Genomic DNA, 24,778 nt, shown 5'->3' with positions numbered 1-24,778 from the left:
AAAATGACTATTTTAGATAGAGCTTGATGTAATGCAGTGCGATACAAAATAACGGTAGAATATAATGGTAGTAATTTCTCTGGTTGGCAAAAACAGCAACACTCTGCTAACTCAATCCAGGAGAAGATAGAAAATGCTATATTTAATTTTAGTGGTGAGAAAGTTACTTTGTACTGTGGTGGCAGGACTGATGCAGGAGTTCATGCTTTAGGACAAGTTGCTCATTTTGATATGGAAAAGGAATTTGAGCTTTATAGAATAAGGAATGCAATAAACTATCATTTAAAATCAATTCCTATAGTCGTGCTTAATGCAGAAGTTGTAGATGATGCGTTTCACGCACGGTTTTCAGCAAAAAAAAGATATTACGAATATAGAATAGTTAATCGCTATGCTCCTGCCGCTCTGGAGACGGGTTATGTATGGCAAGTGTTTAGCCCACTTGATGTAAATATTATGCGTGAAGCTGCTAAACATCTACTTGGAAAACATGACCTTTCAAGTTTCCGTTCAAAAGATTGTCAAGCCGCAAATCCGATAAGAACAATTGATGATATCGATATAATACAAAATGGGAATCATATACACATCAAAATATCTGCTATTTCCTTTTTACATAACCAAGTGAGGATTATTGTGGGTACTTTAGTTGAATTTGGAAAAAATAGAACCAATCCGCAAGAAATGCTAAATATATTAAACCAATGCAAAAGAAGTGCCGCTGGAGTTACTGCACCACCTTTTGGCTTATATTTGGTAAAGATAGATTACTAATTTAATAAAAGCTAGTGAAATAAGTGCCATACCGCCACGGTATCTCCAGATTCCGCTAACAAGCAGCGAGATGACGAGTTTAAGTTCTCATTGGCATTACTACATATAATGCACTTGAATCGTCTTCATCAGTGATAATTGTAGCACTATTACCATCGGCTAAGCTAAACTTACATTTATTTTTTATGCAGGATAGAACATCAAGTAAATAACGCGAGTTGAACCCTATTTCTATAGGGGCTTCATTGTAGTCCACTTCTATGGATTCAGTTGCATCACTGCACTCTTGGGAGTTTGAATGCAGAGTTAGCAGCTTTTCTTGTAGTGAGAATTTAATAGATTTTACTTTATCAGATACAACAACGGAAACTCGATCTATAACGTCTGAAAGTTTTTTACTTTCAATAATCATATGCTTATCTTGAGATGCTGGAATAACTGCTTTATAATTTGGAAAAGTTCCATCTATTAATTTTGATATTAGAATATATTCACCGCATGTAAACTTGATTTTTCTGTCTGAGAGTTTTACTTTAATTTCATTACAATCGTCCAATATTTTTAACAGCTCCATAACAGTTTTACGTGGAATGATCACACCAAATTCGCCATTGATGTTCCCAGGCTTTGGCCTCTTTATACATGATAAACGATGGCCATCAGTTGCAACGCAGTACAGAAATTGCTCATCTGTATGTAGATATATTCCATTTAAATTATACCTTGTATCATCTAGTGATACAGCAAATTTTGTTTTAGTTAATAAGTCTATCAGGTCTGTATTTAGTAGAGTAAAATCATGTTTATAATTGTCTTCTTCAAGAGCAGGAAAGCTGCTTGAAACTACATTCGGTAAAGAAAAGTTTGCATTTCCGCAAGACATCAATAATTTTCCTTGGTTGTTTACTTCAAAATTGACATCCAAATCAGCGGGTAACTTCTTCACTATGTCATGTAAAGTATGCGCTGAAATTTTTACTTCTCCTTCTGTTAATACGGTTGCAGCAAGTGAGGCAAACATTGAAATGTCAAGATCAGTTGCCATTAATTTTATGCTGCCGTGTTGTGCTTTGATATTTATACACGCCAAAACATCTATTGCATTACGCCTTTCAACCACTCCACTTACTCTGGATAATGTATTTAAAAGACTTGTGCGGCTCACGCTAAAACGCATCTGCTCGCACACAGAATTTTGCTTTTTGATTTCTGTATCTACACCTGCAACCTCTGACATTGCTAACTCTCAAAAATATATTTTAAATGATATCCACATCCCATATAAAGTAAAGTGCTATTTATATTTCCATTGAAAGAGTAGTCTAGTTTATACTATAGCTGGGTATTCTGTTACAATAATTTACTTTGTATGGCATAAATCATGCATTTTTTGATACGCTTTTTGAAAACCAAGTAGGGAATAAGTATCATCAATGGTCACTGTTTTTGTTTTTCCATTAACTACCATTGATAATCCCTGCTTCATTTTTAGAATGAGATCTTGATCTATTTTTGTATGCTCTGCCCACGCAAAACTTCCCTGTATTATGGGCAGTGTATATTTAATTTTTTTGTCGATATTGAGAGCTACAGGCTCCTTATCATACTGAAAACCAGAGGTAACGCTTACCTCATCTGCTTTTTTATCAACATAACTAACCATTACATACGGCTTGCGATTGGTTGTATAATATTCGCTTTTTTTTTTAGGATAGGATACAATATAACATACTTTCTCTCCATCTTCCAATGCAGTATACACGAGCCAATCTTTATATTTTTCCTTCAATTGTACATCACTAACCGATGCAAAAGCGCCTATCGAAAAAAATATTAGAAATATAAAAAAACTACGCATGCAAACCAAATTTCAAACTTTCAGATTGTATATATTGTTTTACCTTAGCCATCGCCTGCTCAGCCAACTGCCTTATTCTTTCTCTTGAAACACAATATTTTTTACTAAGTTCATCCAGAGTTTGAATGTTTTCAGACAAATATCTACTGATAAAAATGTCTCTTGCCCTTTCGTTGAGACTCGCTAGTGCATTGCTTAAAATTGTTTCTTTTAATTCTTTTTCTTCATGATTCTGATAGGTTACTTCTTGACTGACCAAGTTACATGGGATCATATCTTGCAACTCCCTTTTAGAGTCATCACCTATTTTTATGCAATCGTTTAGCGACTGATCCTTACAAGCCATACGGTAATTCATCTGCAGAACGTCTCCTTCGGATACAGAAAGCTCATTAGATATTGCTTTTATTTCTTCATTATTTAAAGTTTCCCTGTTTGTATACTGTAAAATTCTTTTTTTTATTTTACGTAAACTAAAAAACAATCTTCTTTGTGCTTGCGTTGTGCCTATTTTCACAAACGACCAAGATTTCAATATAAAGTCTTTTATTGAAGCTTCAATCCACCACACTGCATAAGTTGAAAAACGAAACCCTAAATCAGGATTAAACTTTTTCACTGCGTGCATTAAACCCATATTTCCTTCCATAACCAGGTCCATCAACAATAGCCCATAATTTTTGAATTTCATTGCAATTTTCACTACCAAATTCAAATGGCTGGTAATCAATTTATGAGCAGAAGAAACATCCTTATATTGGTTCCAATTTTTTGCTAATCGTACCTCTTCCTCTTGAGACAGCATAGGAAATTTTTGCACCCTAGCAATATATTGCATGAGATTGGTTCTGCTATCGACACATAAGTTTGCCATTGAGGTCAACATAACAACTTAAATCAAAACTTCATGCATATAATATATTGATTTTCCAGAAAAAATTCAAGCTTTGATTTGAAAAAAGTACAAATTTTCCATCTAATTTCTTGGAGACAGTAGGCCGCAGTGTTAGCTAATTGGATAACATTATGTAACCTTAGATGATATTCTACCAGTACAATGGTAAACGTTATAGCTTAAACACATAGCAAATAGTGTTATTCCAGTGCCTTGACACTGGAATCCACATTTCTTTTTTCTAGATCCCAGTGTCATGCCACTTAGATGGCAAGAAAAAACTCACTGGGATAACAAGACTGAGATAGACTAGAAATTAAACGCTACTCCAGCTTCTGCACCAACAGTGCTGTAAAGAACTTTGTATGCGCCTGCATCAGTAACCTGTCTGGTTGAATCTTTAGGATCTGTTTTTTTTCCATCAAAATTAGCACCATAAGAACCGAAATAACGAGCTCCAGCATAAAGTTTGACTTCTGGAGTTACATCATAACTAACACCAGCTTTTACTTGACCAGCAAAACCAAATTTACTTTTTTGATCATTCACAGCGGGTTCCAAAGGAGTGCTAATATACGCTGCACCAACACCAACACCAATGTATGGAGTGATAGGCATATCTTCAATTGCTATATCGTAATACACGTTCACTAATCCTGAAATTGCTGTTACACTGTCTGCAATAGTATTTGCTGGGTGAAATGTTACATCTTTAACATCATTTTTGTTTAGGTATGAATAAACTCCTTCAACATCAACCCTGATGTCGTCCATTTTGTAACCAAATGCACCACCACCAGCTATAAAAGATGGTTTTAATGGACTGTAATCACTCTTGTCTTTCTTATAGGTAATACCATCAACTTTTGTGAAAAGAGGTAAAAATTCACCGTTGTATTGCAAACGAACGTAGTAGCTAGTTTCTTCATCACTTATTGGACCAACAGGATCTGAAAAAGCAGAGTTTGATAAACTTAGCAACGTTGCTAAAGCGGCTGCTGAAAAAAACTTTTTATAATGCATAATTGTCCTCGTAAAAAAATTAAAATTCCACTTTAGCAGTCTAAGTAACAACTAAAGTTAAGTCAAGTGCTAACTTAATAACACAAAATATTCTACATTTTAACTAATTTTTAGGAGAAGACAAAGATTTTATTAATGAATAAATACGACTTTTTTACTCTTGATTTTTTGGTATAGCTAACACAGGTAAGATTTACTATCGAAAGACCTCGTCATTCCGCTGCTTGTTAGCGGATGAGAAATCCACAACTGTACGAACATTGCAATTTGGGCCTACCAGGAGGGCAATGCCTCTTATCCAAGTACCATCTTCTTGTCATCCCAGTCTGGGATCCAGGAATTTTATTAAGTTGGTAAGCATAAAAGTAGCCGTTTTATGTTAAAACACAATGTTCTTGATGAGATTACGGCAAGGCTGGATTCCAGACTGGAATGACATCGTTTACTATGTGCCATATTGCAATGTTTGTACAGTTGTGGAATGAATCACGGTATGACGTAGGGCTATGCTAGTATAGGTACATTATATGAAGAAGTACTAGCGTTGGGAACATTAGAAAAAAAATACTTACACTAAAAGAAACTTCAGTAGTAAATTCAAAAAGGAAGTTTAAACCCAGATGGTAAACCCATCATACCTGCAAGATCAGAAGTTGCATTCGCCATATCTTCTTCTGCTTTTTTAACGGCATCATTAAACGCTGCTGTTACTAAATCCTCTACTATATCTTTTTCCTCATTTCTCATAAGTTCTAAGTCTATGTTCACCTTTTTAGCTTTATAGCTACCTATTTTTATGACTTCCACTAATACAGAAACTTTGCCACCACCAGAAATACCTTGAAACTCTTTTCCAACATATTTTTCTTGAGATTCTGCAAGCTTTTTTTGCATCTCTTGCGCTTGTTTCATTATTTGACTAAAATCCACAACTTACTCCTTATTTTCTATATTAACTACTTTTGCACCTTTAAACGTGTCAAGGATATCCTTAACTGCAGGTGCATAATTTAAATTACTCACTTCCCTGTTTATATAACCTGTATCAACTGCAACAACCCACTCTTGCTGAGTCACCTGGTTTAAGTAATTTTTTAAATCATTGCAAAAATTACTATCCAACTTAGATACAGCTTTTAATTTTAAATATCCAGGTTTACAATCTATTAATTGTAGATTATTACACAGTTGTTTGTAAAGATAAATTTGGTTACTTCGCCTTAATAGTTGCAAAATCTTATCAAAATCGTAATTTTGTTGTTTATTTTCCACATGGATCCCAGTGTCACGCACTGGGATGACAGAGTGGGGTTGTTGTTTACTTTCCACATATTTTTTTGGATCCGAGTAGTCAGCTACTTGGATGACAGAGGGGGAAGGTGCAACAGGTCTGCCCTGTCTATTTCCTTGCTCTACATTCTGCGAAAGAACTTTTTTGATCACCTGTTCCGGAGAAGGCAGATCAGAAAGATAACAGAGGCTAATTAACATCATTTCAGCAGCAACATCGTTGCATGTTGAAGTTTTTATATCTTGAATACCTTTAAGCAACATCTTCCACAATCTCGAAAAAAATATTAAAGATCTCTTTATACTTAAATCTTTTATCCTATTCTTTTCATGCTCTGTAACTGCATTATCAATCTCTTTTGTAATCAAAAAACGGCATACTAACTGAATTGTTTGCAATAGACCTTCAAAAATACTAAGTGGGTTTGCTGTTTTTACCGCCTTGTCAAACACTGATAGAGCTTTCTGTAAATCACCTTCTAATATTGCCCCTAATAGATCAAATATAATATCTTTATCCACTAGGCCAAGTATGTCTGTCACATTTTTAGTGGATATTGCACCATCTTTGCTATATAGCACTGCTTGATTCATCAAAAACAAGGCGTTACGCATTGAATTTCCAGAGTGTCGTGCAATTAATTCTAATGCTCCCTTTTCAATGGAATAACTCTCTTTTTGTGCAACATCATTTAAACGTTCCACTATTTTAGCTACAGGAATGTTGTGTAAATCAAATCTTTGACAACGTGCAATAATAGTTATTGGTATCTTTTTTATTTCCGTAGTTGCTAAAATGAACTTTACACTAGATGGTGGCTCTTCTAGGGTTTTAAGTAATGCGTTAAATGCACTGCTAGATAGCATGTGTACTTCATCTATAATGTAGACTTTGAATTTAGAGCTTATAGGTGAATAGCAAATATCTCCCAGGATTACTTTAATATCGTCAATGCTAGTGTGACTTGCTGCATCGATTTCAATTACATCTGGATGGCTTGAATTTTTTATTGCTAGACAATTTTCACATGATCCGCAAGGTTCAAAAATTGGCCCCAGGGAACAATTCAAACATAAAGCTATTATCCTTGCAGTGGTGGTTTTACCAACTCCACTACTACCAGAGAGCAGTATAGATTGTGGGATTTTGTTTAAAATAAAAGCATTTTCTAATACACGCACTAATATATCTTGACCTACTAGATCTTTGAAGCTACTAGGACGATGTTTTAATGCTATATTCATAGCCTCGGATAAAACAAATAATGAAATAGGTATGCAACCCAAAAAGGTTCTGATATGGCTGCTTCATTTCTGATCTGACCAAATTACAGAGTTTTTGCCTGCATACCTTATAAAATATTATACTTTTTTTTTTATTTAGCAAGGTATATCCTATATTAGCTCTATAATTTGATATGTTAAATTTTTTACAGTGCTATTTTGAAGTAAACAAAAAGTTAGTTGTCATGCAAGTCACTACAAGATTGTCACTCCAATGTTTATTTATGTCATTTCAGCGCTTATTTATGTCATCCCAGTGCCTAGGCATACAGCTGTATGAATGTTGTGATATAAGAGCAATTTTTACCGAAAAGGATGTCATCCCAGTGCTTGACTACTTGGATCCAGAAAACTTAACTGTAAATGAGCGCACTAGGCAATTGTATAACAAGAACTGGATTCCAGTGTCAGCTACTTGCATGACACTACCTGCTACGCAAACTTCTGTGGACTACAAAGAAAGTTCGTACAGTTGTAGGTCAAGCCATAGAGTAACAAAAAAAGGATATTGGTATAACAAAAGAGGAACATTATGATTTTATATCATTTTCCTCTTTGTCCATTTTCACGAAAAGTTAGAGCTTTTCTAAAAGAAAAAAAATTAGGCTGTGATCTAGTGTATGAAAATCCGTGGGAAAAGCGGAATGAATTTATGGAGATCAATCCAACCGGGCAAGTACCAGTGTTAATAGATAATAACTTTGTAATAGCGGATAGTAATGCCATTTGTGAATATATAGAAGAGACTTACAATAGCGACGTCAAATTACTTGGTTCATCCACTATTATTAAGTCTAAAATACGCGCTCTAATCAATTGGTTCGATAACAAATTTTACAATGAAGTTACTAAGTATATTATGAATGAAAAAGTAATTACTAACCGCAGCCCTGACTCTAGATTTCTTCATGCAGCTCAGCATAACCTGCCTTGCCATATGGAATACACCGAACACTTAATTAACAAGAACGTTTGGCTTGCAACTGATAAGTTCACTTTAGCTGATATTACTTTAGCATCGCATATTTCCGTAATGGATTATGTAAGTAGTTTTCCATGGGAAAAAAGTAAAATTTTAAAAGAATGGTACTCCATTGTTAAATCAAAGCCTTGTTTTCGTGAGATATTATTAGAGAGGATTTCTGGTTTAATCCCTCCTAAACATTATGCTGACCTTGATTTTTAACTTATGTTAGCTTTAAAGCTACAGTCATTCCTTCATCAGTTGGAATCAATATAGAGAAATATTTTTTTTCATCTGATAATCTATTATTAAACTCCCTCATGGCATGCCATGATTTTTCTGATACTTCTTTTGGAGGCGATTCTAAAAATACTGTGTTAAACAGTAGAGTGTTATCTGCAACGATTAGCCCATCTTGTTTAATGTATGACTCTGCCCAATCTAAATACTTAGGATAACTACTTTTGTCAGCATCAATAAATATCATGTCAAATGGTGCTTTTGCTGATAATTCATTAATTTTTTCCAGTGCATCGCCTTCTATTAGAGTAATTTTATCACTTAGATTAAAAGCACTAAAATTTTTTTTTGCTATTCTTGAGTGTTGAGGATTATTTTCTATTGTATATATATGACCGTCTTTTAGTAGAGCTTTTGCCATGCAAATCGACGAGTAACCGTATAACGTGCCAATCTCAACAATACTTTTGATTTTTTGGATTTTTATAAATAAACTTAATAGCTTTCCTTCTTCAGGGCCAATTTGAATATGTTGCTTTTTTTCAAGAATACAATATTCTTCTATTTTTTTATATTCTTTTGCAAATAGATTTCTTATGTATGACAATTTTATACTAAAATTATTACGCATATATTATAAATTAGGGAGACTTAATTCATACACAATTTATAAATATAATAATATAGTTTAAAATAATAAAAACATTTATTTTAAGTTATTATTTCATATTATAAAATTTTAAGTGACAAAAATTATTATATATCGTACTATAGTTAACTAGTATAATAAACAGTCGATTATTATGCTAGAATTAAAGGGATTGTTTATGCGCATTTCTCTTTTTAAAATATAATTTTTATAATCAATTAGAGGGGGTTATATGTCTTATACTATTGCTGGTGAAGTTGAAACGTTAAACAAAAAATCTAACAAGAATGAAGGGGTTATGTTACTACATAATCCAGCTTATCGTGAAAAGTATAAAGAACGTTTTGATGAAGCTCAGAGAAAAGTTATGGATATGGTTCAGTTTTATGATGGGACAATAGTATTAATAGAGAATAAAATCGCTATGTATTACTACACTTGGCACAGTAAAAAAAGAGAGTTTGAGCGTAAAAAACAACAAACAGTAGTGAAAAACAATGACTCAGCATAGAGTCTTTTATATGGTAAGCTACAGTGGTATTACTTCACTATAGCTTTTCCATATAATTTATCTATCACATTAGTGAAATATTTCAGCTCTTTATACCCTCCATGTTTAACTTTATTATGCTCTATATATGATTTATCATCGTTAAGCTTGATGAAAAATATTGGAGTGGCTGTGATACCAAGTTTATTAATTGCCAGTGATTTATCATTTACGATTTTATCCATTATTTTCTTATCATTAATGCATTGGTTAAATGCATCTTGCTTTAAGTTGCTTAGTGCAGCAATTCTTTGTAGTAAAGTCAAATCACTTAAATTGTAGTAATTCCACGAATCTATTGAGTTAAAAACAGCTTTGTTAAAATTAAAGTAGTCTTCTTGTTTTTCGTAGCAATGACTTAGCATTGCAGCCTTTAGCCCTCTGTAATCCAAAGGAAAATGACGAAATATATATAACATCTTACCTGTGTCTATATATTTCTCTTTAATTTTAGGAAAAACATTCCTATGAAAAAGAGAGCAGTGATAACAAGTTAATGAAGCATATTCTATCATTAGAATTGGTGCTTTTGGATCTCCTAATAATTTATCATTAGGTAATGGCGATAATAGCTCATTTGATGTTATTTCATTGGGTTTTTTTTGAATGTATTGGTTATCGGATAAATCTTGCTTAACAACTGCATAAGAATTAACACTTATGAAAATTAATAAAAACAATAGTCTAAAAATCATTACAATATAAACACTTAACTTACTAAAAAAAATTATACATTTATATTAATAATGTCAAGATAACTTTTGTTTAGCAAGGCTTTCAGCCCTATCTTTAAATGCAGCAATTATTTTACTTTGTGTATACTTATATACTGAGTTTAATAAAGTGGAAAATGAGTTGGACTTAAACTTAAACTCTATATAAAACTTTACCATAGTTTTATTTTCATCTATGGGAATGAATTGCCATTCATTGTATAGATGTTTAAATATTCCATTTGATGATACAGCTTTTATCCAACCTTCATTTGTTCCACTTGGAGAAAGAGAAGTAACTTCTGATGTATATCTACCTTTAATTCCATGAAAAGCTGCGAGGAGATCCACAACCATTTGGTTGTTAATTTTTTCTTTTATATAAACGGCTTTGCACCAAGGAACAAAATCAGGATACCTTTCAACATCAATTACAATTTGGAATACTTCATTAGGCAAACATAGGAAAACACCCTGTTCTTTGTATTGATGAAGCATAAATGTTCAACCAATCAAAATAGGATCCGTATCTACCGTCAGCCTTAGTAGATTCCTGAGACTAAAGTTAAGGTGGGCATCGCGTATCAATTTCAACGAAATTAACAGAGGCAATTCCCTTGACTAGAAATTATCGCTCGGGAAATTTAACTTAACTCATAACGCATAGAACAGACCCTTAATTAATTGTAGATGATTTATACAAGGTGTGTCTATAGATATATTAAAGCTAGCGATTATTATTTAATCTTTATTAAACTTTGCATTCTAAGTATCATAGCTAATAAATATATCTTATGAACATTACTAAAGTTTTAACTATCATTGTTTTTATTGTAATTTCTTCAAGTGCTTACACTAATTGTACAGATCACAAAATTTTTGTGCATACTATGAAGCAACAAGTGGATGGTATATCTACAAAGGAGAATAAAAAAAACCGGGAATGTGTGCAAAAAAAGCTTCAGGAGGTCATTCAAAACAATGTTAACCTCAAAGGAATATCGCAATTCGTCATAGGAAAACATTGGGCTTTAGTTAAACAAAAAGAAAAAGAAGATTTTTTAAGAGAGTATGAAGTGTATCTTACGCGTTTGTGCGTTAAAATTTTATATAAATACATGCATGATAGTGAAATGATCATAATGAGTACAAAAGCAGTTGACGATGAAACTTGCTTAATTGGTACAAGATTTTCTTACGGTGATGAAGAATTTACAAATATTGATTTTAAAGTTACTAAAAATAACAGTTCTTTCTTGATAAGTGATGTTGTAATGAGTGGAATAAGTATTGCTATTAATCAACGTTATCAATTTAGTGAAAAAATCGACACGCATGGCATAGCAAGCGTTATAGCTGAATTAAAATGCAATAACAATCCATGATATATATGCCTCATTGGCCTAAGCCACTTGGTAGCAGGCCGAATGATTTTTCTCTTGATCGCATAAAAGGCCTTCTTAGCAAACTAGATAACCCCGAGAAAAAAGTGCCTCCCGTAATTCATATAGCTGGAACTAATGGGAAAGGCTCAACACTAGCATTTATAAGATATATAATGCAAGCAGCAGGGTATAAGGTACACGCATACACTTCTCCACATTTAGTGAGTTTTAATGAGAGGATAGTGATAGCCGGCAGCTATATCGACGATAATGAATTATATAGCTTATTAGAAGAATGTCGTGCAGTAATTGCAGAACAACCTATCACTCTGTTTGAAGCTGCAACTATTGCAGCTTTTTTAGCTTTTTCTCGTCATAAAGCCGATATAACTTTAGTTGAAGTGGGTATGGGTGGAAGGCTTGATGCAACAAATGTTATAGATAATCCGATTTTAACAATAATTACTTCCATTGCACTTGATCATACGGAATATCTTGGCCCTACTGTAGAAATTATAGCAGGTGAAAAGGCTGGAATAATGAAACCTAATGTTCCTTGCGTAATAGCACCGCAAGAAAAATCTATAGTGAACACGCTAGAACACCACGCAATAAATAAGAAATCTCCCTTGTATAGAGGAGGTCTTGAATGGAATTGCAAAAAAAAGAACAACAAAATGGTTTTTCAATCAGCTATTCAATCAATAGAATTTCCTTTGCCATCTTTAAAGGGTGATCATCAGGTGATTAATGCAGGCAATGCTATTGCAGCATGTAGTATTTTAAGTGGAAAGTATGAATTTGATATTGGAGAAGAGGATATCACTTCAGGTTTACAGTGCACTTATTGGCCTGCACGGCTAGAGTCTATAAAAGAAGGTAATTTAATTTTCCTACTACCGAAAGATTGGCAATTATTTTTAGATGGTGCACACAATAATGATGGTGCTAGAGTACTATAGCCTTTCTTATAATAGTCCGAATGCGATAAGATATGTGTTTATGGCTATAGCAGGCCAGTAGCATATTACGGTCTGTTCGGATTATTGTAAAAAGAGCTATATCTCAGTGGGTAAAAGATAATTTTGCTGAAGGTATAGCATTTCTCATAATAGTCCGAATAGGTCATAGGAAGGCAGAATCAACAGCACGACGAAAGGATTCGAATAGAGGAATGTTTTTCCTGGCTCTGTTTTTTATAGCAAACCAATGATGCTCAATTTTGTTAAAATCTGGAGAATAAGGCGGCAGATACAAAATTTCTGCACCGACTCCTTTAGCGAGCTTGATAAGCTTATCAGACTTATGAAAAGTAGCATTATCAAGAATGACAGTTTGTCCAGGTTCTAAGATCGGTGCCAAAAATTGCTCAAACCATCCATTAAAAATATCCATATTACAGTGGCCTTCAAATGTTAATGGAGCAACTATCTTTCTTCTACTTAAGGCTGCAACCATGCTGATTCGTTGAGTTTTTTTTCCAGATTTTAGGGCATAAAATCGCTGTCCTTTCTGGCAATACCCATATGGATAGTCCTCCGTGTTATCAATCCCAGACTCATCTATATACACTAAGTTTTCTGGTTCTTTTGTTGCTATAATTTTTAAGAATTCAGCACGTTTTTCTTCGTTCCTTTCCTTGTATCCATATGTCTTTTTTTGCGCGTAAATCCAATTTTTCTGAGAGCTCGGTGGATCGTTTGGATACTAACGTTGCCCCAAAGTTTAGCCATTTCCGACAGAGTTTTTCTACCGTGTTTTTTAGCAAATTCGATAAACTTATTCCAGTCGATAATTTTCTGATTGTAACCTCCATTACCGAGTTTTTTGACTGAAAGTCGCCTGTTTCTTTTTTTCTTTGCTTCCACTCCCACAAAGTAGTTCGTCCAATTTTAAATCTTGCTGCCACTGCTTCTCTGCTTTCCCCTTCGTCTAGTGCTTCCATTGCTTTTTTTCTTAAATCATAACTATATGCTGCCGGCATCCAACCTCCTTATCGCCATCTATCCTTAATCTTATCATATCCGGACTTCTGTGGAAAGAGCTATATTTATATGGTTTTTGTGTTACTAGTAACAGAAATGTGGAAGAGTTCTTAGAGCACTTAAAGCCATATATCAAGCTACTATGTGCGGTTTGTGTTAAGTCTGAACCTAAAGCAACAAATACAAATTTGATTAGGGAAAAAGCCAATAACATAGGAATAAAAGCAGTTGAATGTGAATCAATTGGCGATGCAATATCAAATCACATATTAAAAGCCTCTACCCAAAACGTCAAAACCATACTAATCTGTGGCTCATTGTTCCTAGCTAGAGACTTCGCTATGGAGAATAGCTAACTTTGATGATATTAACTGACCGATGGGGAAATAACTTTGATTGCTCATAGTACTGCTTGGCTTTTCGTTATCGACTTCTATAAACTGATCATCACCTTTAAATTGCTCCTCAATTGAATTTATAGCTGTCTTTTTGAGAATATAATTACTTGCAGCATTTAAAATAGGTGAAGTAACAATTAAAAGCGTGAATGGTAATGAAAGTAATAAGCCGGATAACATCATAGAGTTAGTTATACCAAAGCCGTTGGCAACTAAATCTAATCCCATACCGAAAAACATTAAAGATGTACAGATTGTGTTGCTCAAAATAACTGAATTTTTTAGCCACTTTAATTTAGTCCTATCACTCTTTGAAAAATTTTCGCATTCTTGGTCAAAGTTAAACAATAATAAAATATTAGTCTGATGATTAAACTCTTTCCCATTTCTAGTATAAATGCTCTTAACAGCTAGATTTAAAATAGATCCTGCTAACAAGGGAGCAAGAAAACCTACTGCTATTGGTACATTAGAAGAAATACCATTAATTATTAAAAATGCAATTGATGTGAAGGATACTAAAAGAACTCCTAAGAGATTTGAATAAGAAGAATATTTTACATAAGCAGTTACATTATTGTTAATTGACTGCTGCTTATTATAGAGTTTATTTCTGCACTTATCATCTAAGTATTTTTGCAATTCTTCATAACTGCGACTCCACAACTTACCGCGTAATTCTTTTATTAAATTATTTCTTTTATTGAGACCTTTCTCCAATGGCTCTATTATAAATTCTTCAAAAAATGGCTTATTTAATGCAATAACCTTAAATTTCTCCTCCGCTTCTTTATTGTTTGGGTTTTTATCTGAGTGATATTTTAACGATAATTTACGGTATTGTTGACTAAGCTTTTTCTTAATATTCTTAATGTCAGAATTTACCACATCCTCCTTTTGAATATTAAATGTTAAAAACAACTGCTTTAAAGCGTGGTACTCATTTTCATTCAAAACATTTCTAGCCACATTACACCTACAAATTAACTAACTATTAATGTTCTATAATATACATATTTCCAAACTATGTCAATTATTTCATAAATATCTTTGGTAAAAATTATTTCTGTTATGACTAGCATGATAAGTGTATGAAGCGACTAAAATTGTCATTACAGCGCTTAGTGTACGACAGTGCTCCAACATTTAGGGTTGCAGTTTTCATGGCAGATCTGAGTAGCTGACCCATCTAAGAGGTGTCATTCAAGTAGCTGACACTGGAATGGCTTTGTTGCATCGCACCTTATACGGTAGTAATTTACAATAAATTCATGTAGCCATTTCGAATTTAGTCATTTCAGTGTTGGCTACTTGGATGACACCACCTGCTATGCTGCAAATTGCAACGTTCGTACACTAAAGTATAGTGTGTTACTAACAAAGGCAAACAAATATCTGCTTTATGAAAACGTTAATATTTTTCATTGAAATAATACATAAATACTAGAAAAACCTTGGCAGGTTATTCGCGTTTGATTATCATAGAGAATTATATAAATTAATAAATGATCTATGGCAAGTAACCCAGAAGAAAGAAATAGTGATAAACAAAAAGCGCTAGATAACGCAATAAGCCAGATTGAAAAAGCATTCGGTAAAGGTGCAATAATGAAGTTGAAGCAAAACCCTGTAGAAAAAATAGACACAATATCCACAGGATCAATTGCGCTTGATTCGGCTCTAGGTGTTGGAGGTCTGCCAAAAGGGCGTATAATTGAAATATTTGGCCCCGAGAGTTCTGGTAAAACCACTCTTGCCTTGCACGTGATTGCTGAAGCACAAAAAAAAGGAGGATCATGCGCATTTATCGATGCAGAACATGCATTGGATGTCTTATATGCTCGTAAACTTGGGGTAAGCACTGATGATTTAGTGATTTCACAACCAGACACTGGAGAGCAGGCGTTGCATATTGTTGAGTATTTAGTGTGTTCTGGTGCGGTTGATGTGATAGTTATTGACTCTGTCGCAGCATTAACTCCAAGAGCTGAAATTGAAGGTGATATGGGTGATCAACATATGGGGCTGCAAGCAAGGCTTCTAAGTCATGGGCTACGGAAACTAACCTCTGCCGTTTCAAAAGCGAACTGTATATTGATATTTATTAATCAAATTCGTATGAAAATAGGAGTAGTGTATGGAAATCCTGAAACTACCACGGGTGGAAATGCATTAAAATTCTATACTTCTGTAAGGCTTGATATAAGAAAAGTTGGTGTAATAAAAGACAAAGAAAATATTACAGGTAATGAAACAAGAGTTAAAGTTGTAAAAAATAAAGTTGCTCCTCCATTTAGAGAAGCGAAATTTGATATAATGTACAATGAAGGTATATCAAAACTCGGAGAAATAATAGATATGGGAGCAAAGCTTGGTGTGCTTGAAAAAGCAGGCGCTTACTATTCATATAACAACACACGTCTTGGGCAAGGAAGAGAGAATGTAAAAACTTACCTAAAAACAAACAAAGAAGTCGCAAATGAAATAGAAACGAAAATCAGAGATTTACTCAGAAATCATGATAATTCTATCATAATAAACGAGGATAGTGAGCAACTTTTAGAAGAATCAGTTTTCTGATCTAAACTTAGGCATTAGATTTTGTGTTGGACGGGTTGTTACAGTATGACGGTAATTCTATGTGCTAATATAACAATCTGTAATGTTACCTTGTATCAAAAAGACTTTGCTGAAGCAGTTAAAAAAAGCTTTTCATGAGAAATTATAAATGATAAATTGTTAACAATAGGTTATTGTTAATAAGATTATGTGTTTTGGTTTACCTAATATAAACAGGGAAGGTTATTCATTTATAGTAGTTTCCTTTATAGTAACGTGTATAGCATTCTCTATATCTTGGGGGTTTGGCGTTACGTGCTTGTTTCCGACATTATTGTGTACTTATTTCTTTCGTGATCCAGCAAGAGCTGTGCCAAACAATAAGAATCTTATATTAAGTCCTGCTGATGGTGTGATTTCAAAAATTGAAGAAGTTAATTATCCTTTATCAGCAGAAAACGGAGAGGAGAAGAAGTTTACGCTTGTTAGCATATTTTTAAGTGTTTTGAACGTCCATGTGAACCGTATACCAATATCTGGTACGATAAAGGAAATGAGTTATAAAAAAGGCAAGTTTGTATCCGCAATGAGCAATAGGTCTAGTAATGAAAATGAAAAGCAGGTTATTGTAATTGAATACGAAAAGGGGAAAGAAATTATTGTGGAGCAAATAGCTGGATTAATTGCACGTCGTATCGTTTGTAATTTAGGAATATCCCAGAACGTAAAAGCAGGTGAAAGGTTTGGAATTATAAGGTTTGGCAGTAGAGTGAATATCTATGTTCCTGCTGATACAGAAGTCAGAGTTTCAGAAGGGCAAACTGTTATTGGTGGTGAAACAATTATAGCAAACTTAAATAAGGAAAACGTTCAAGAGAAGCTTACTTTTGACGTTATATGAATAACGATGGAAGTAACAGTAGATTCTTACCTATTACTAAATTATTCCCAAACTTTATAACTTTATTGGGTTTATGTTCTGGTCTCACTTCACTTAAATTTACATTTAATGAACAATGGGAATTCTCAGTAATTTTTATCATCATTGCAGCAATAATAGATGGAATGGATGGCAGAATAGCTAGAATTCTAAAATCAACTAGCGATTTTGGAGCCCAGCTTGATTCTTTTGCAGATTTTCTAAATTTTGGTGCAGCGCCTGCATTTCTTTTGTATTTTTGGAAGCTAAACGAAATCAAAGTCATAGGTTGGATTTTAGTAATGATATACGTAATCTGCATATCAATAAGACTTGCAAGATTTAATGTTTCGCTACACTCAGAACAACCATACTGGGAAAAATTTTTCTTTTCTGGTGTTCCAGCTCCAGTGTGTGCTTTACTTTCTTTGTTACCAATAATTATTACCTTTCAATCTCATGAGAGTGAATACTTACTTCTCATAGAGCGATTTTTTAACACAAGAAACGTAGCTTGTTACTTTCTGGCCATTTCATTTTTTTCGATAAGTCACATTCCAACTTTCTCTGCAAAATATATTTATATTCCCAAAAGCCTATCCTATATATTTGTGTCATTTTTTGGAGTACTTATTGTATTTTTCATCAGTAAGCCCTGGATGACTCTACCAATTTTAGGTATAGTGTATACACTTACTATTCCAATAAGCATCGGGTTTTACATATATTTTACATATAAAACTCGTTAGCTAACAAAAAATAGAAAACTGCATGATTTTGAAGATAAGTGAACTATTAAATTCATTTCTGTATATAAAGATATTCAACATTCCATTTATAATTATTTGGGTAATTGCAACTGGAATCTTTTGTACTGCCCAGTTCAAATTCATTAACTTTAGGTTACTTAAATATGGAATACAGACGCTATTCAATCTAAAGTGTAATAACAGCAACAATGGCATAATCACTCATATTCAAGCGTTTGCAACAGTAATTTCAGGAACAGTTGGTCTTGGAACAATATCAGGAGTTGCAATAGCTATCACAATAGGGGGCCCAAGTGCAGTTTTTTGGATGGTAATTACCGGAATACTTGGTATGTCGATAAAGTTTGCCGAGGTGGTGCTTGCATTTACTTATCGCTCTGAAAATACAACTGGCGGGGCTTTTTATTACATGAAGTACGGGCTTGCAAAAATTGGATTTGCAAAAACTGGTAGATTTCTTGCCTTCACTTATGCGATTATGCTACTTATTGCAATGATTTTGGGCGGTATACCATTTCAAGCAAATCAAATAGCAGCACTATCAAATAACCTCCTAGAATACAACGCATCCATTATTATATCCCTGCTTGTCTTTATTGTAATATTGGGAGGAATAAAGCGCATTGCTTTCGTTTCAACGAGCTTAGCACCAATTATGATAGTGCTATATGTGGGTATGTGTATATATTTAATTTATGTAAACGGAAGTAATTTGCTGAATGCTCTATCCATAATATTCCAAGATATCTTCAATAAATCAGCTATAGGAAGCGGAGTATTGAGCGGATTAATAGCCGGAGTGAGAAGATCAGTGTTTGCTAACGAAGCAGGTACCGGAACAGCAGCTATAGCACATTCAGCTGTAAAAGAAGAAGATCCAATTAAAGTTGGGTGCGTTGCAATGATTGCACCACTTATAGACACAATATTAATCTCATTTTTGACTGGTATTGTGATAATTATCACTGGTATGCATAGCACTGATAACGTGGGTGATATTACACTAATTAGTTCGATATTTTCAACAGCTTTGCCCTTGTTCAGCAAGTTAGTTTTTCCGCTAATGATGTTTTCCTTTGCATTTTCCACAATAATAGCTTATTGTTACTACTGTGAAGTTGCTTTGCTGTATTTATTTGGTAGTAAAAAAATACTGATACCGTTCCAAATTCTTATAGTGGTTTCAGTGTATATCAGCTGTATGTCAAAGAATATAGAATTTATATCTTATCTAGGTGACAGTTTGTTTATGTGCCTTATGATTCCAAATGCTGTTGCAATATATCTACTAAGAAGGGAAGTTTTGAATACAATAGATTCTTATTACAATTCTAAAGGGTATTAACATGATTTATAGATTGCTTTGTATGGTGTTATTTTGCCTATTGTTTAATGATGTGTACGCTGCTTCAGGTTTTTACGAAAGTTATGACGCTGTGTTGAATGGAATAAATAACTTCATGAATGAAGTACTGTTTTTCAAGATCCTTTACGTGCCATTTATAATCCTTCTACTAGTTTTTGGTTATGTGTTTCTAACATTACGTTTTGGATTTCTCAACATAAGAATGTTTAAGCATGCGTTTGCTATTTTATGTGGAAAATATGACACGAATCACCATGATGGTCATATTACGCATTTTCAGGCATTTATGACTGCACTTTCAAGCACAGTAGGCCTTGGAACTGTTGCTGGAGTCGCAATTGCAGTTTCAATGGGTGGACCAGGAGCGGTGCCTTGGATGATGATTACAGGTTTTTTTGGTATGTCAGCAAAATTTGCTGAGGTAACGTTGGCGTTTAGACATAGAACAGAAGATCAGGACCAATTGTTTAGTGGTCCCTTTCAGTATATAAGGAATGGTCTGGAGGAATTTGGATTTAAAAAACTTGGTATTGTGCTGGCTGCCATGTATGCAGTATTCTTTATATTATCAGGTCTTGGTGGAAGTGTAGCGTTTCAAACCAACCAAATGGTTTCAATATTATCTGGCTATTCAAGTTGGGTAGATGGTCACTCTTGGTTTCTTTCTTCCATAATTTCTGCGCTGCTTGCTCTAGTGATTATTGGCGGAATTAAAAGGATAGCTAGAGTATCTTCTGCACTAGTGCCTATTATGTCACTTATATATATCTTTAGTTGTATTATTATTATTGCATTTAATATTCATAACCTTGGTTATACGTTGAAAATATTATTTTCCACTATGATAGATTTCAATGCTGTTGGCGGAGGGATGGTAGGAGCATTTGTTGCTGGAATTCAAAGGGCAATCTTTGCCAGCGAAGCAGGTGTTGGTTCTGCTTCAATTACTCATGCAACAACTAAAGATGAAGAACCAGTAAGAACTGGACTAGTCGCTATGATAGAACCATGCTTTGACACAATGTTAATTTGCTGTTTAACAGGAATAACAATAGTAATAACAGGTGCATACCAAACAGGTGTTGGTGAGGGAATATTAATTACTCACAAAGCATTTGAGACAGTTTCTCCATGGTTTCCTATCCTTCTAACAGTAGCTGCTCCTTTGTTTTCATTTTCTTCAGTAATTTCGTTTGTATATTGTTGTGAAATGGGGTGGCTATATTTATTCGGTGCAAAAAGTATAGTGATATACCGCATAGCGGTAATAATTGTGGCGTTTTTCTCTGGTCTTTCTAAAGATATAATGGCTATTGCCAATATCGGTGGAACTTTATTCTCTTGTTTAGCTCTCATCAACATGACAGCGCTTATACTGTTTAGTAATCAGATTAACGATGAAGTTCAGTGCTACCTAAAAAGGCTGAGGAATAATAAAATTAATTAGGTTCTTGGTATAATGGAAAAGTATGTAGTTCTTATACTGTCCTACATACTCGGTTCAATACCGTTTAGCTTAATCATTACAAGAATAAAAGGGATAAACTTAAGAGAAGTAGGTTCAGGAAACATTGGTGCTACAAACGTTGCAAGGACGGGAAATAAATTTCTTGCTGCTTTGCCATTATTTCTGGATTCCTTTAAGGGATTTATTGCCGTTTATATAGCACAACAATTTTGTGATAATAACGATTTTTATATATATGTATCTGCAATTTTAGCAGTTTTAGGACACATGTTTCCTATTTGGCTAAAATTCAGTGGAGGAAAGGGCGTTGCAACCACTCTAGGGATACTGATAGCATTTAACATCGATATTACTTTAGTATTCGTAATAATTTGGATAATAGTCTTTCTTGCCTTTAGATACTCTTCCCTTGCTTCACTCAGTGCTACTTCAACGGCTGTAGCATGGTCCTTTTTTTTTCAGAGGAATTTGTTCTTAACATTACTAATTATAGGAGCACTGGTCTTCCTAAAACACCACAGAAATATTGTGAATCTTCTGCAAGGTAAAGAGTATAAATTTTATAGATAATGTACTGCCAAATTATTGACACTTAAACTATGAGACAAATTGCTTGACGGTATGATTTTGTCCTCTTTGTTTAAGTCTATGATTTTTGCTTTTGTTATATTCTCTACTTCTTGAGGTGTTAAAAGACCATCTTCAATGAATTCCTTTTTTGTTTCTCTTATTTTTTCATAAAGTTGAGTAACGTGATCTTTATTTCCTTCATATACACTTTCAATTTCTAACTCTAGCTTATGTGAAGCTCCTTTTTTTAACATTTCATCCATTGCTGCTTTTGTTACTTTTAACCTTTCTTGCAAAATTTTCTTTATTTTTTCCTTATCATTTTCGTTATTTTTACTGAGTTCTACATATACCCTATAACATCTTTTTTCTCTTGGGAGCATTCTTAACCCATCTAACATGCTAATTATCTGACCTTCAATAGTCTTCTCAGCCTTTAATTTAAATTCTGCTACTTCTTCTTCTATTATCTTATTAGCTATTCTCTTAGCTCCATCCAAAGATGAATCCTTGAGAGAAAAATCTGTCTCGAGTAGATCTCGATTTAATAGCTCTAAGAATACTTTTTTTCCGATGTTTTCGAGTAAACTTTCTTGGTCATCTAAATCATGCTCCTGCAGTTTATTTCTCATGTGCTGAACCAGCTCACAACATTGTAATTTATTTAACTTTATAGAGCTAATATTTTTCATTAACGTCAGCACAATTTGTTCACTATATTGAGAAGTAATACTCAATAATTTTCTCATTAAAGGAATACTTACTTCTGAAATAAAATCATCAACTATTTTTTGACTTTCATCGTCTTCATAACCATTTTGAACGTCATACCAAGCCTTAAGAATTTCTTTATTGTTTTTCTTGTTTTTTAACCTGTCTAACATAAACTCACGTGCTTTATTTTGTGCTTCTGAGAGCAACATTTCCCTTGGGGGAGTAAATCTAATTTCTGGATCAGGATGAATACCCTCTAGCGTGCTTAACATTCTATAGATAATACCGGTGAAGCAAGTGTTAGGAATTCGCTCTTTTCTAGAGAAAGTTTGGCTATCAATTAAATTAGAAATCAATGCATCCTTTTTACTCTTAACGGCTTCTCCGTCTCCATCATTGCAAGCCCTTAAAACTAAAAGCAGAACCTGCCCACCTGTAAAGCCGGAGCTATGCTTTTGATCATCTTTGCAAAAGTCATCTAAAAATGCAATTACTCTTCCTTTATCCTCATCACTAAACTCATATGAATTGTTTATATATCCAATGAATTGAATATATTCATCATTTTTGATTACGTCTTCAGGTACTTGTTCACTATACTTACCTTTTAATTTATCAATATTTTTAATGATATCATCATTTAATTGATGGGGCAGTAAATGTTCAAGCTTAACATCAAAACTATTAACCATACCACGTAAATTCTCTTTTATACCTTCCAAAAAGAAATTTATAGAAGCTTTAAGCAGCGTAAATGGGTTAAAATCTTTTGGCCTTAGTTCACTCTGCAATAAAATTAATAGCATTGTAAGTGGTATAGTTCCCAGTAACGAAATAAGCAAGAAAGTGGTAGTGAAAGTTAGATATGTTATGAAAGCAGAAAACAAGAGGAAGGCTGCTACCTTGATTGTATTGTTCTTAAAAAATATTTCCCAATATTCCCTTTTGCTCATTTTTTGCTGTTTTGCCGTTTTTATTTCTTTGTAGATATAAAGAGTTTTAATTTCAGACCTGAAGAACATAGTACCAAGAGAAAAAAGAACATTAACAGGATTAGTGATAATGCTTAACGAGACAAAAGCTCCAAAGTAGCTAACAAATTTTAGCTTACTAGAATCCTTTGAAGGAAATTGTATTTGAGAAATACCTATCATAGCTTACCTTCAACATCATTACACTCTAGTAATAGCATAATAATTTAAAACGTCAATGTTTAAGTATCTTATTATCCGCACACTCATCGTATTCGATCTCGACTGTAGAGTGTGCTATCTCGAACTTATCTAGCAATATTTTTTTTATTTCATATAAAACATTGGTGTGCTGCACATTTTGCTTTATTTTAGCATGCATGGTAATTATAAAATAATTATCAGACAGCGACCATGTATGTATGTGGTGCACATCTATCACTTCAGGTAATTCTGATGTGATCTTACTTTTTATCTCTTCAGCAGATATACCCTCAGGCGTACCTTCAAGGAGTATATGGCAAGAATTTTTGAGAATTTTATAGCCGCTATTTAGAATTATCACACTAACAAATACTGATAAGATTGGATCTACTATTTGCCATCCAGTAAGCATGATAATTATAGATGCAAGTATAGCAGCTACAGAACCTAAAATATCTCCTATAACGTGTAGTACAGCACTTTTTATGTTTATATTGCTCTCGCATTTACTATGTAATATAAAAAAGACTATTATGTTAGAGACAAGACCGAGTGTAGCAATTATTAACATTACTTTCCACTCAACATTGACTGGAAAAATAAACCTCTTTATTGACTCAATTATAATGATTACTGCAATGAGGAATAGAGTTAAACCATTAACAAATGCTGCAATTATCTGCAACCGATGATATCCGTATGATCTCTGCAAATCGGATTTCTTAGCTGAAAACCTATGTGCTAACCAGCTTAAAACCAAGGCAAAGAGGTCAGTGAGCATATGCCCTGCATCTGATAATAGAGCAAGCGAATGTGAAATTATTCCACCTACTATTTCCATAAACATTGTTATCGCAACTATTATTATGGAATAGATTAAGCGCTTGGACTGCGCTGCTGAGTGTTTACCGTTATGCACTGCTGTCATATAAAATCTTTTCATAAACAAAAACGTGGGTAACACTGGGTTCGAACCAGCGACCGCTTGCACGTCAAGCAAGTGCTCTACCAACTGAGCTAATTACCCATCGTGGTTTTAGTATAGTGCTTTGGTGGAATGAAAGTCAATAAACCACTTTGCTTTTGTCCTTGTCCAATGTGATTCCGGAATATAGCTGTATAGAATTTCAGCCATATTCTAAATTTTACATATTAAGTTAACTATCTATACTTTATTTATTAAGATATAAATTATATTAATACAGGGATTTACGTTTTTTTTAGGGAAA

The 24,778-nt window shown here is 33.7% G+C and carries 23 protein-coding genes, 1 tRNA gene, 2 other RNA genes and 4 pseudogenes; 13 read left to right on the top strand and 17 right to left on the bottom strand.

The annotated features are described in order from the left end of the window. Positions 1 to 36 precede the first annotated feature (36 nt). On the top strand, positions 37 to 774 hold the full coding sequence (truA, locus tag ABWU67_RS00220) for a tRNA pseudouridine(38-40) synthase TruA (RefSeq protein WP_010963021.1): 738 nt from the start codon (positions 37 to 39) through the stop codon (positions 772 to 774). A gap of 79 nt (positions 775 to 853) precedes the next feature. Here truA and dnaN read toward each other — a convergent pair whose 3' ends face one another. The 8 genes from dnaN to ffs all read right to left on the bottom strand — a co-directional run bounded on the left by dnaN (position 854) and on the right by ffs (position 7,196). Further along, on the bottom strand, positions 854 to 2,011 hold the full coding sequence (gene dnaN, locus ABWU67_RS00215; RefSeq protein WP_038199350.1) for a DNA polymerase III subunit beta: 1,158 nt from the start codon (positions 2,009 to 2,011) through the stop codon (positions 854 to 856). A 123-nt stretch (positions 2,012 to 2,134) separates the two neighbouring features. Next, the gene (locus ABWU67_RS00210) at positions 2,135 to 2,632 is read right to left on the bottom strand and encodes an invasion associated locus B family protein (protein ID WP_006279310.1); all 498 of its coding nucleotides are present in this window, start codon (positions 2,630 to 2,632) and stop codon (positions 2,135 to 2,137) included. After that, positions 2,625 to 3,518 (bottom strand): RNA polymerase factor sigma-32, encoded by an 894-nt coding sequence (locus ABWU67_RS00205; protein ID WP_353282022.1) that lies wholly within the window; start codon positions 3,516 to 3,518, stop codon positions 2,625 to 2,627. Before ABWU67_RS00205 ends, ABWU67_RS00210 begins: the two co-directional genes overlap by 8 nt. 138 nt (positions 3,519 to 3,656) lie before the next feature. Continuing rightward, positions 3,657 to 3,785, bottom strand: a complete 129-nt coding sequence (locus ABWU67_RS00200; protein ID WP_255407348.1) for a hypothetical protein — start codon at positions 3,783 to 3,785, stop codon at positions 3,657 to 3,659. 51 nt (positions 3,786 to 3,836) lie between these two features. Beyond that, the gene (locus tag ABWU67_RS00195; protein WP_353282021.1) at positions 3,837 to 4,550 is read right to left on the bottom strand and encodes a P44/Msp2 family outer membrane protein; all 714 of its coding nucleotides are present in this window, start codon (positions 4,548 to 4,550) and stop codon (positions 3,837 to 3,839) included. 597 nt (positions 4,551 to 5,147) lie between these two features. Continuing rightward, a complete protein-coding gene (locus ABWU67_RS00190) occupies positions 5,148 to 5,462 on the bottom strand; it encodes a YbaB/EbfC family nucleoid-associated protein (RefSeq protein WP_353282214.1) in 315 nt (104 codons plus the stop codon). Positions 5,463 to 5,483: 21 nt separating this feature from the next. Further along, positions 5,484 to 7,085: a DNA polymerase III subunit gamma/tau gene (dnaX, locus tag ABWU67_RS00185; protein WP_010963016.1), complete on the bottom strand. Its 1,602-nt coding sequence runs from the start codon at positions 7,083 to 7,085 to the stop codon at positions 5,484 to 5,486. A gap of 21 nt (positions 7,086 to 7,106) precedes the next feature. Next, positions 7,107 to 7,196: signal recognition particle sRNA small type (gene ffs / locus ABWU67_RS00180), an RNA gene on the bottom strand. Positions 7,197 to 7,432: 236 nt separating this feature from the next. Between ffs and ABWU67_RS07205 the strand changes: the two are divergent. Then, positions 7,433 to 7,549 (top strand): annotated as a pseudogene (locus ABWU67_RS07205) (WPE palindromic element domain-containing protein); the annotation flags it as partial. Between the two features lie 107 nt (positions 7,550 to 7,656). After that, a complete protein-coding gene (locus tag ABWU67_RS00170) occupies positions 7,657 to 8,310 on the top strand; it encodes a glutathione S-transferase family protein (protein ID WP_010081992.1) in 654 nt (217 codons plus the stop codon). Position 8,311: 1 nt separating this feature from the next. On the opposite strand, the gene ABWU67_RS00165 is transcribed toward ABWU67_RS00170, so the two are convergent. Continuing rightward, positions 8,312 to 8,959 (bottom strand): O-methyltransferase, encoded by a 648-nt coding sequence (locus ABWU67_RS00165; RefSeq protein ID WP_010081993.1) that lies wholly within the window; start codon positions 8,957 to 8,959, stop codon positions 8,312 to 8,314. Between the two features lie 250 nt (positions 8,960 to 9,209). On the opposite strand from ABWU67_RS00165, the gene ABWU67_RS00160 reads away from it, so the two are divergent. Next, the gene (locus ABWU67_RS00160; RefSeq protein WP_006279425.1) at positions 9,210 to 9,488 is read left to right on the top strand and encodes a DUF2671 domain-containing protein; all 279 of its coding nucleotides are present in this window, start codon (positions 9,210 to 9,212) and stop codon (positions 9,486 to 9,488) included. A 29-nt stretch (positions 9,489 to 9,517) separates the two neighbouring features. Here ABWU67_RS00160 and ABWU67_RS00155 read toward each other — a convergent pair whose 3' ends face one another. The 3 genes from ABWU67_RS00155 to ssrS form a co-directional block, all read right to left on the bottom strand. Beyond that, positions 9,518 to 10,222 carry a DsbA family protein gene (locus tag ABWU67_RS00155; RefSeq protein ID WP_038199341.1) on the bottom strand — a complete coding sequence of 235 codons (705 nt, stop codon included), beginning with the start codon at positions 10,220 to 10,222 and terminating at the stop codon, positions 9,518 to 9,520. 54 nt (positions 10,223 to 10,276) lie between these two features. Beyond that, entirely contained in the window at positions 10,277 to 10,738 is a 462-nt protein-coding gene (locus ABWU67_RS00150; RefSeq protein ID WP_010963012.1) for a type II toxin-antitoxin system RatA family toxin, read from the bottom strand. A gap of 19 nt (positions 10,739 to 10,757) precedes the next feature. Continuing rightward, positions 10,758 to 10,918, bottom strand: a non-coding RNA gene (gene ssrS, locus ABWU67_RS00145) — 6S RNA. A 116-nt stretch (positions 10,919 to 11,034) separates the two neighbouring features. On the opposite strand from ssrS, the gene ABWU67_RS00140 reads away from it, so the two are divergent. Beyond that, entirely contained in the window at positions 11,035 to 11,625 is a 591-nt protein-coding gene (locus ABWU67_RS00140) for a phospholipid-binding protein MlaC (RefSeq protein WP_010963011.1), read from the top strand. Beyond that, positions 11,622 to 12,584 (top strand): annotated as a pseudogene (locus tag ABWU67_RS00135) (bifunctional folylpolyglutamate synthase/dihydrofolate synthase); the annotation flags it as partial. The gene ABWU67_RS00140 and the pseudogene ABWU67_RS00135, both read left to right, overlap by 4 nt. A 166-nt stretch (positions 12,585 to 12,750) precedes the next feature. On the opposite strand, the pseudogene ABWU67_RS00130 reads toward ABWU67_RS00135, so the two are convergent. Beyond that, positions 12,751 to 13,609 (bottom strand): annotated as a pseudogene (locus tag ABWU67_RS00130) (IS630 family transposase). Between the two features lie 75 nt (positions 13,610 to 13,684). Here ABWU67_RS00130 and ABWU67_RS00125 point away from each other — a divergent pair. Next, positions 13,685 to 13,966, top strand: a pseudogene (locus ABWU67_RS00125) (bifunctional folylpolyglutamate synthase/dihydrofolate synthase); the annotation flags it as partial. Here the strand turns inward: ABWU67_RS00125 and ABWU67_RS00120 are convergent. Then, positions 13,934 to 14,896 (bottom strand): J domain-containing protein, encoded by a 963-nt coding sequence (locus ABWU67_RS00120; RefSeq protein WP_410529804.1) that lies wholly within the window; start codon positions 14,894 to 14,896, stop codon positions 13,934 to 13,936. The pseudogene ABWU67_RS00125 and the gene ABWU67_RS00120 overlap by 33 nt on opposite strands. Before the next feature lie 624 nt (positions 14,897 to 15,520). Between ABWU67_RS00120 and recA the strand changes: the two genes are divergently transcribed. The 6 genes from recA to plsY all read left to right on the top strand — a co-directional run bounded on the left by recA (position 15,521) and on the right by plsY (position 21,660). Then, positions 15,521 to 16,588, top strand: coding sequence for a recombinase RecA (gene recA, locus ABWU67_RS00115; RefSeq protein WP_353282019.1), 1,068 nt, complete (start codon positions 15,521 to 15,523; stop codon positions 16,586 to 16,588). A 187-nt stretch (positions 16,589 to 16,775) separates the two neighbouring features. Then, positions 16,776 to 17,468: a phosphatidylserine decarboxylase gene (locus ABWU67_RS00110; protein ID WP_007548750.1), complete on the top strand. Its 693-nt coding sequence runs from the start codon at positions 16,776 to 16,778 to the stop codon at positions 17,466 to 17,468. Continuing rightward, positions 17,465 to 18,235 carry a CDP-alcohol phosphatidyltransferase family protein gene (locus ABWU67_RS00105; protein WP_015589351.1) on the top strand — a complete coding sequence of 257 codons (771 nt, stop codon included), beginning with the start codon at positions 17,465 to 17,467 and terminating at the stop codon, positions 18,233 to 18,235. Before ABWU67_RS00110 ends, ABWU67_RS00105 begins: the two co-directional genes overlap by 4 nt. A gap of 22 nt (positions 18,236 to 18,257) precedes the next feature. Then, complete coding sequence (locus ABWU67_RS00100; RefSeq protein ID WP_038199325.1) at positions 18,258 to 19,601, top strand: alanine/glycine:cation symporter family protein; 1,344 nt, start codon at positions 18,258 to 18,260, stop codon at positions 19,599 to 19,601. Between the two features lies 1 nt (position 19,602). Further along, entirely contained in the window at positions 19,603 to 21,069 is a 1,467-nt protein-coding gene (locus ABWU67_RS00095; RefSeq protein ID WP_353282018.1) for an alanine/glycine:cation symporter family protein, read from the top strand. A gap of 12 nt (positions 21,070 to 21,081) precedes the next feature. Next, positions 21,082 to 21,660 carry a glycerol-3-phosphate 1-O-acyltransferase PlsY gene (gene plsY, locus ABWU67_RS00090; RefSeq protein WP_353282017.1) on the top strand — a complete coding sequence of 193 codons (579 nt, stop codon included), beginning with the start codon at positions 21,082 to 21,084 and terminating at the stop codon, positions 21,658 to 21,660. Here the strand turns inward: plsY and ABWU67_RS00085 are convergent. The 3 genes from ABWU67_RS00085 to ABWU67_RS00075 form a co-directional block, all read right to left on the bottom strand. Beyond that, positions 21,651 to 23,528 carry a hypothetical protein gene (locus tag ABWU67_RS00085; protein ID WP_353282016.1) on the bottom strand — a complete coding sequence of 626 codons (1,878 nt, stop codon included), beginning with the start codon at positions 23,526 to 23,528 and terminating at the stop codon, positions 21,651 to 21,653. The two genes, plsY and ABWU67_RS00085, sit on opposite strands and share 10 nt — an antisense overlap. 52 nt (positions 23,529 to 23,580) lie before the next feature. Next, positions 23,581 to 24,492, bottom strand: coding sequence for a cation diffusion facilitator family transporter (locus ABWU67_RS00080; RefSeq protein ID WP_083250476.1), 912 nt, complete (start codon positions 24,490 to 24,492; stop codon positions 23,581 to 23,583). Positions 24,493 to 24,503: 11 nt separating this feature from the next. Beyond that, positions 24,504 to 24,576 (bottom strand) — tRNA-Val (locus tag ABWU67_RS00075). Between the last annotated feature and the right edge of the window lie 202 nt (positions 24,577 to 24,778).

The organism is Wolbachia endosymbiont (group A) of Aleiodes leptofemur, assembly GCF_964028465.1.
In the GTDB taxonomy this organism is placed as follows: Bacteria; Pseudomonadota; Alphaproteobacteria; order Rickettsiales; family Anaplasmataceae; genus Wolbachia; species Wolbachia pipientis.
Note: the sequence above shows the minus strand (reverse complement) of the source record. Positions and strands in the feature narration are given on the sequence as shown.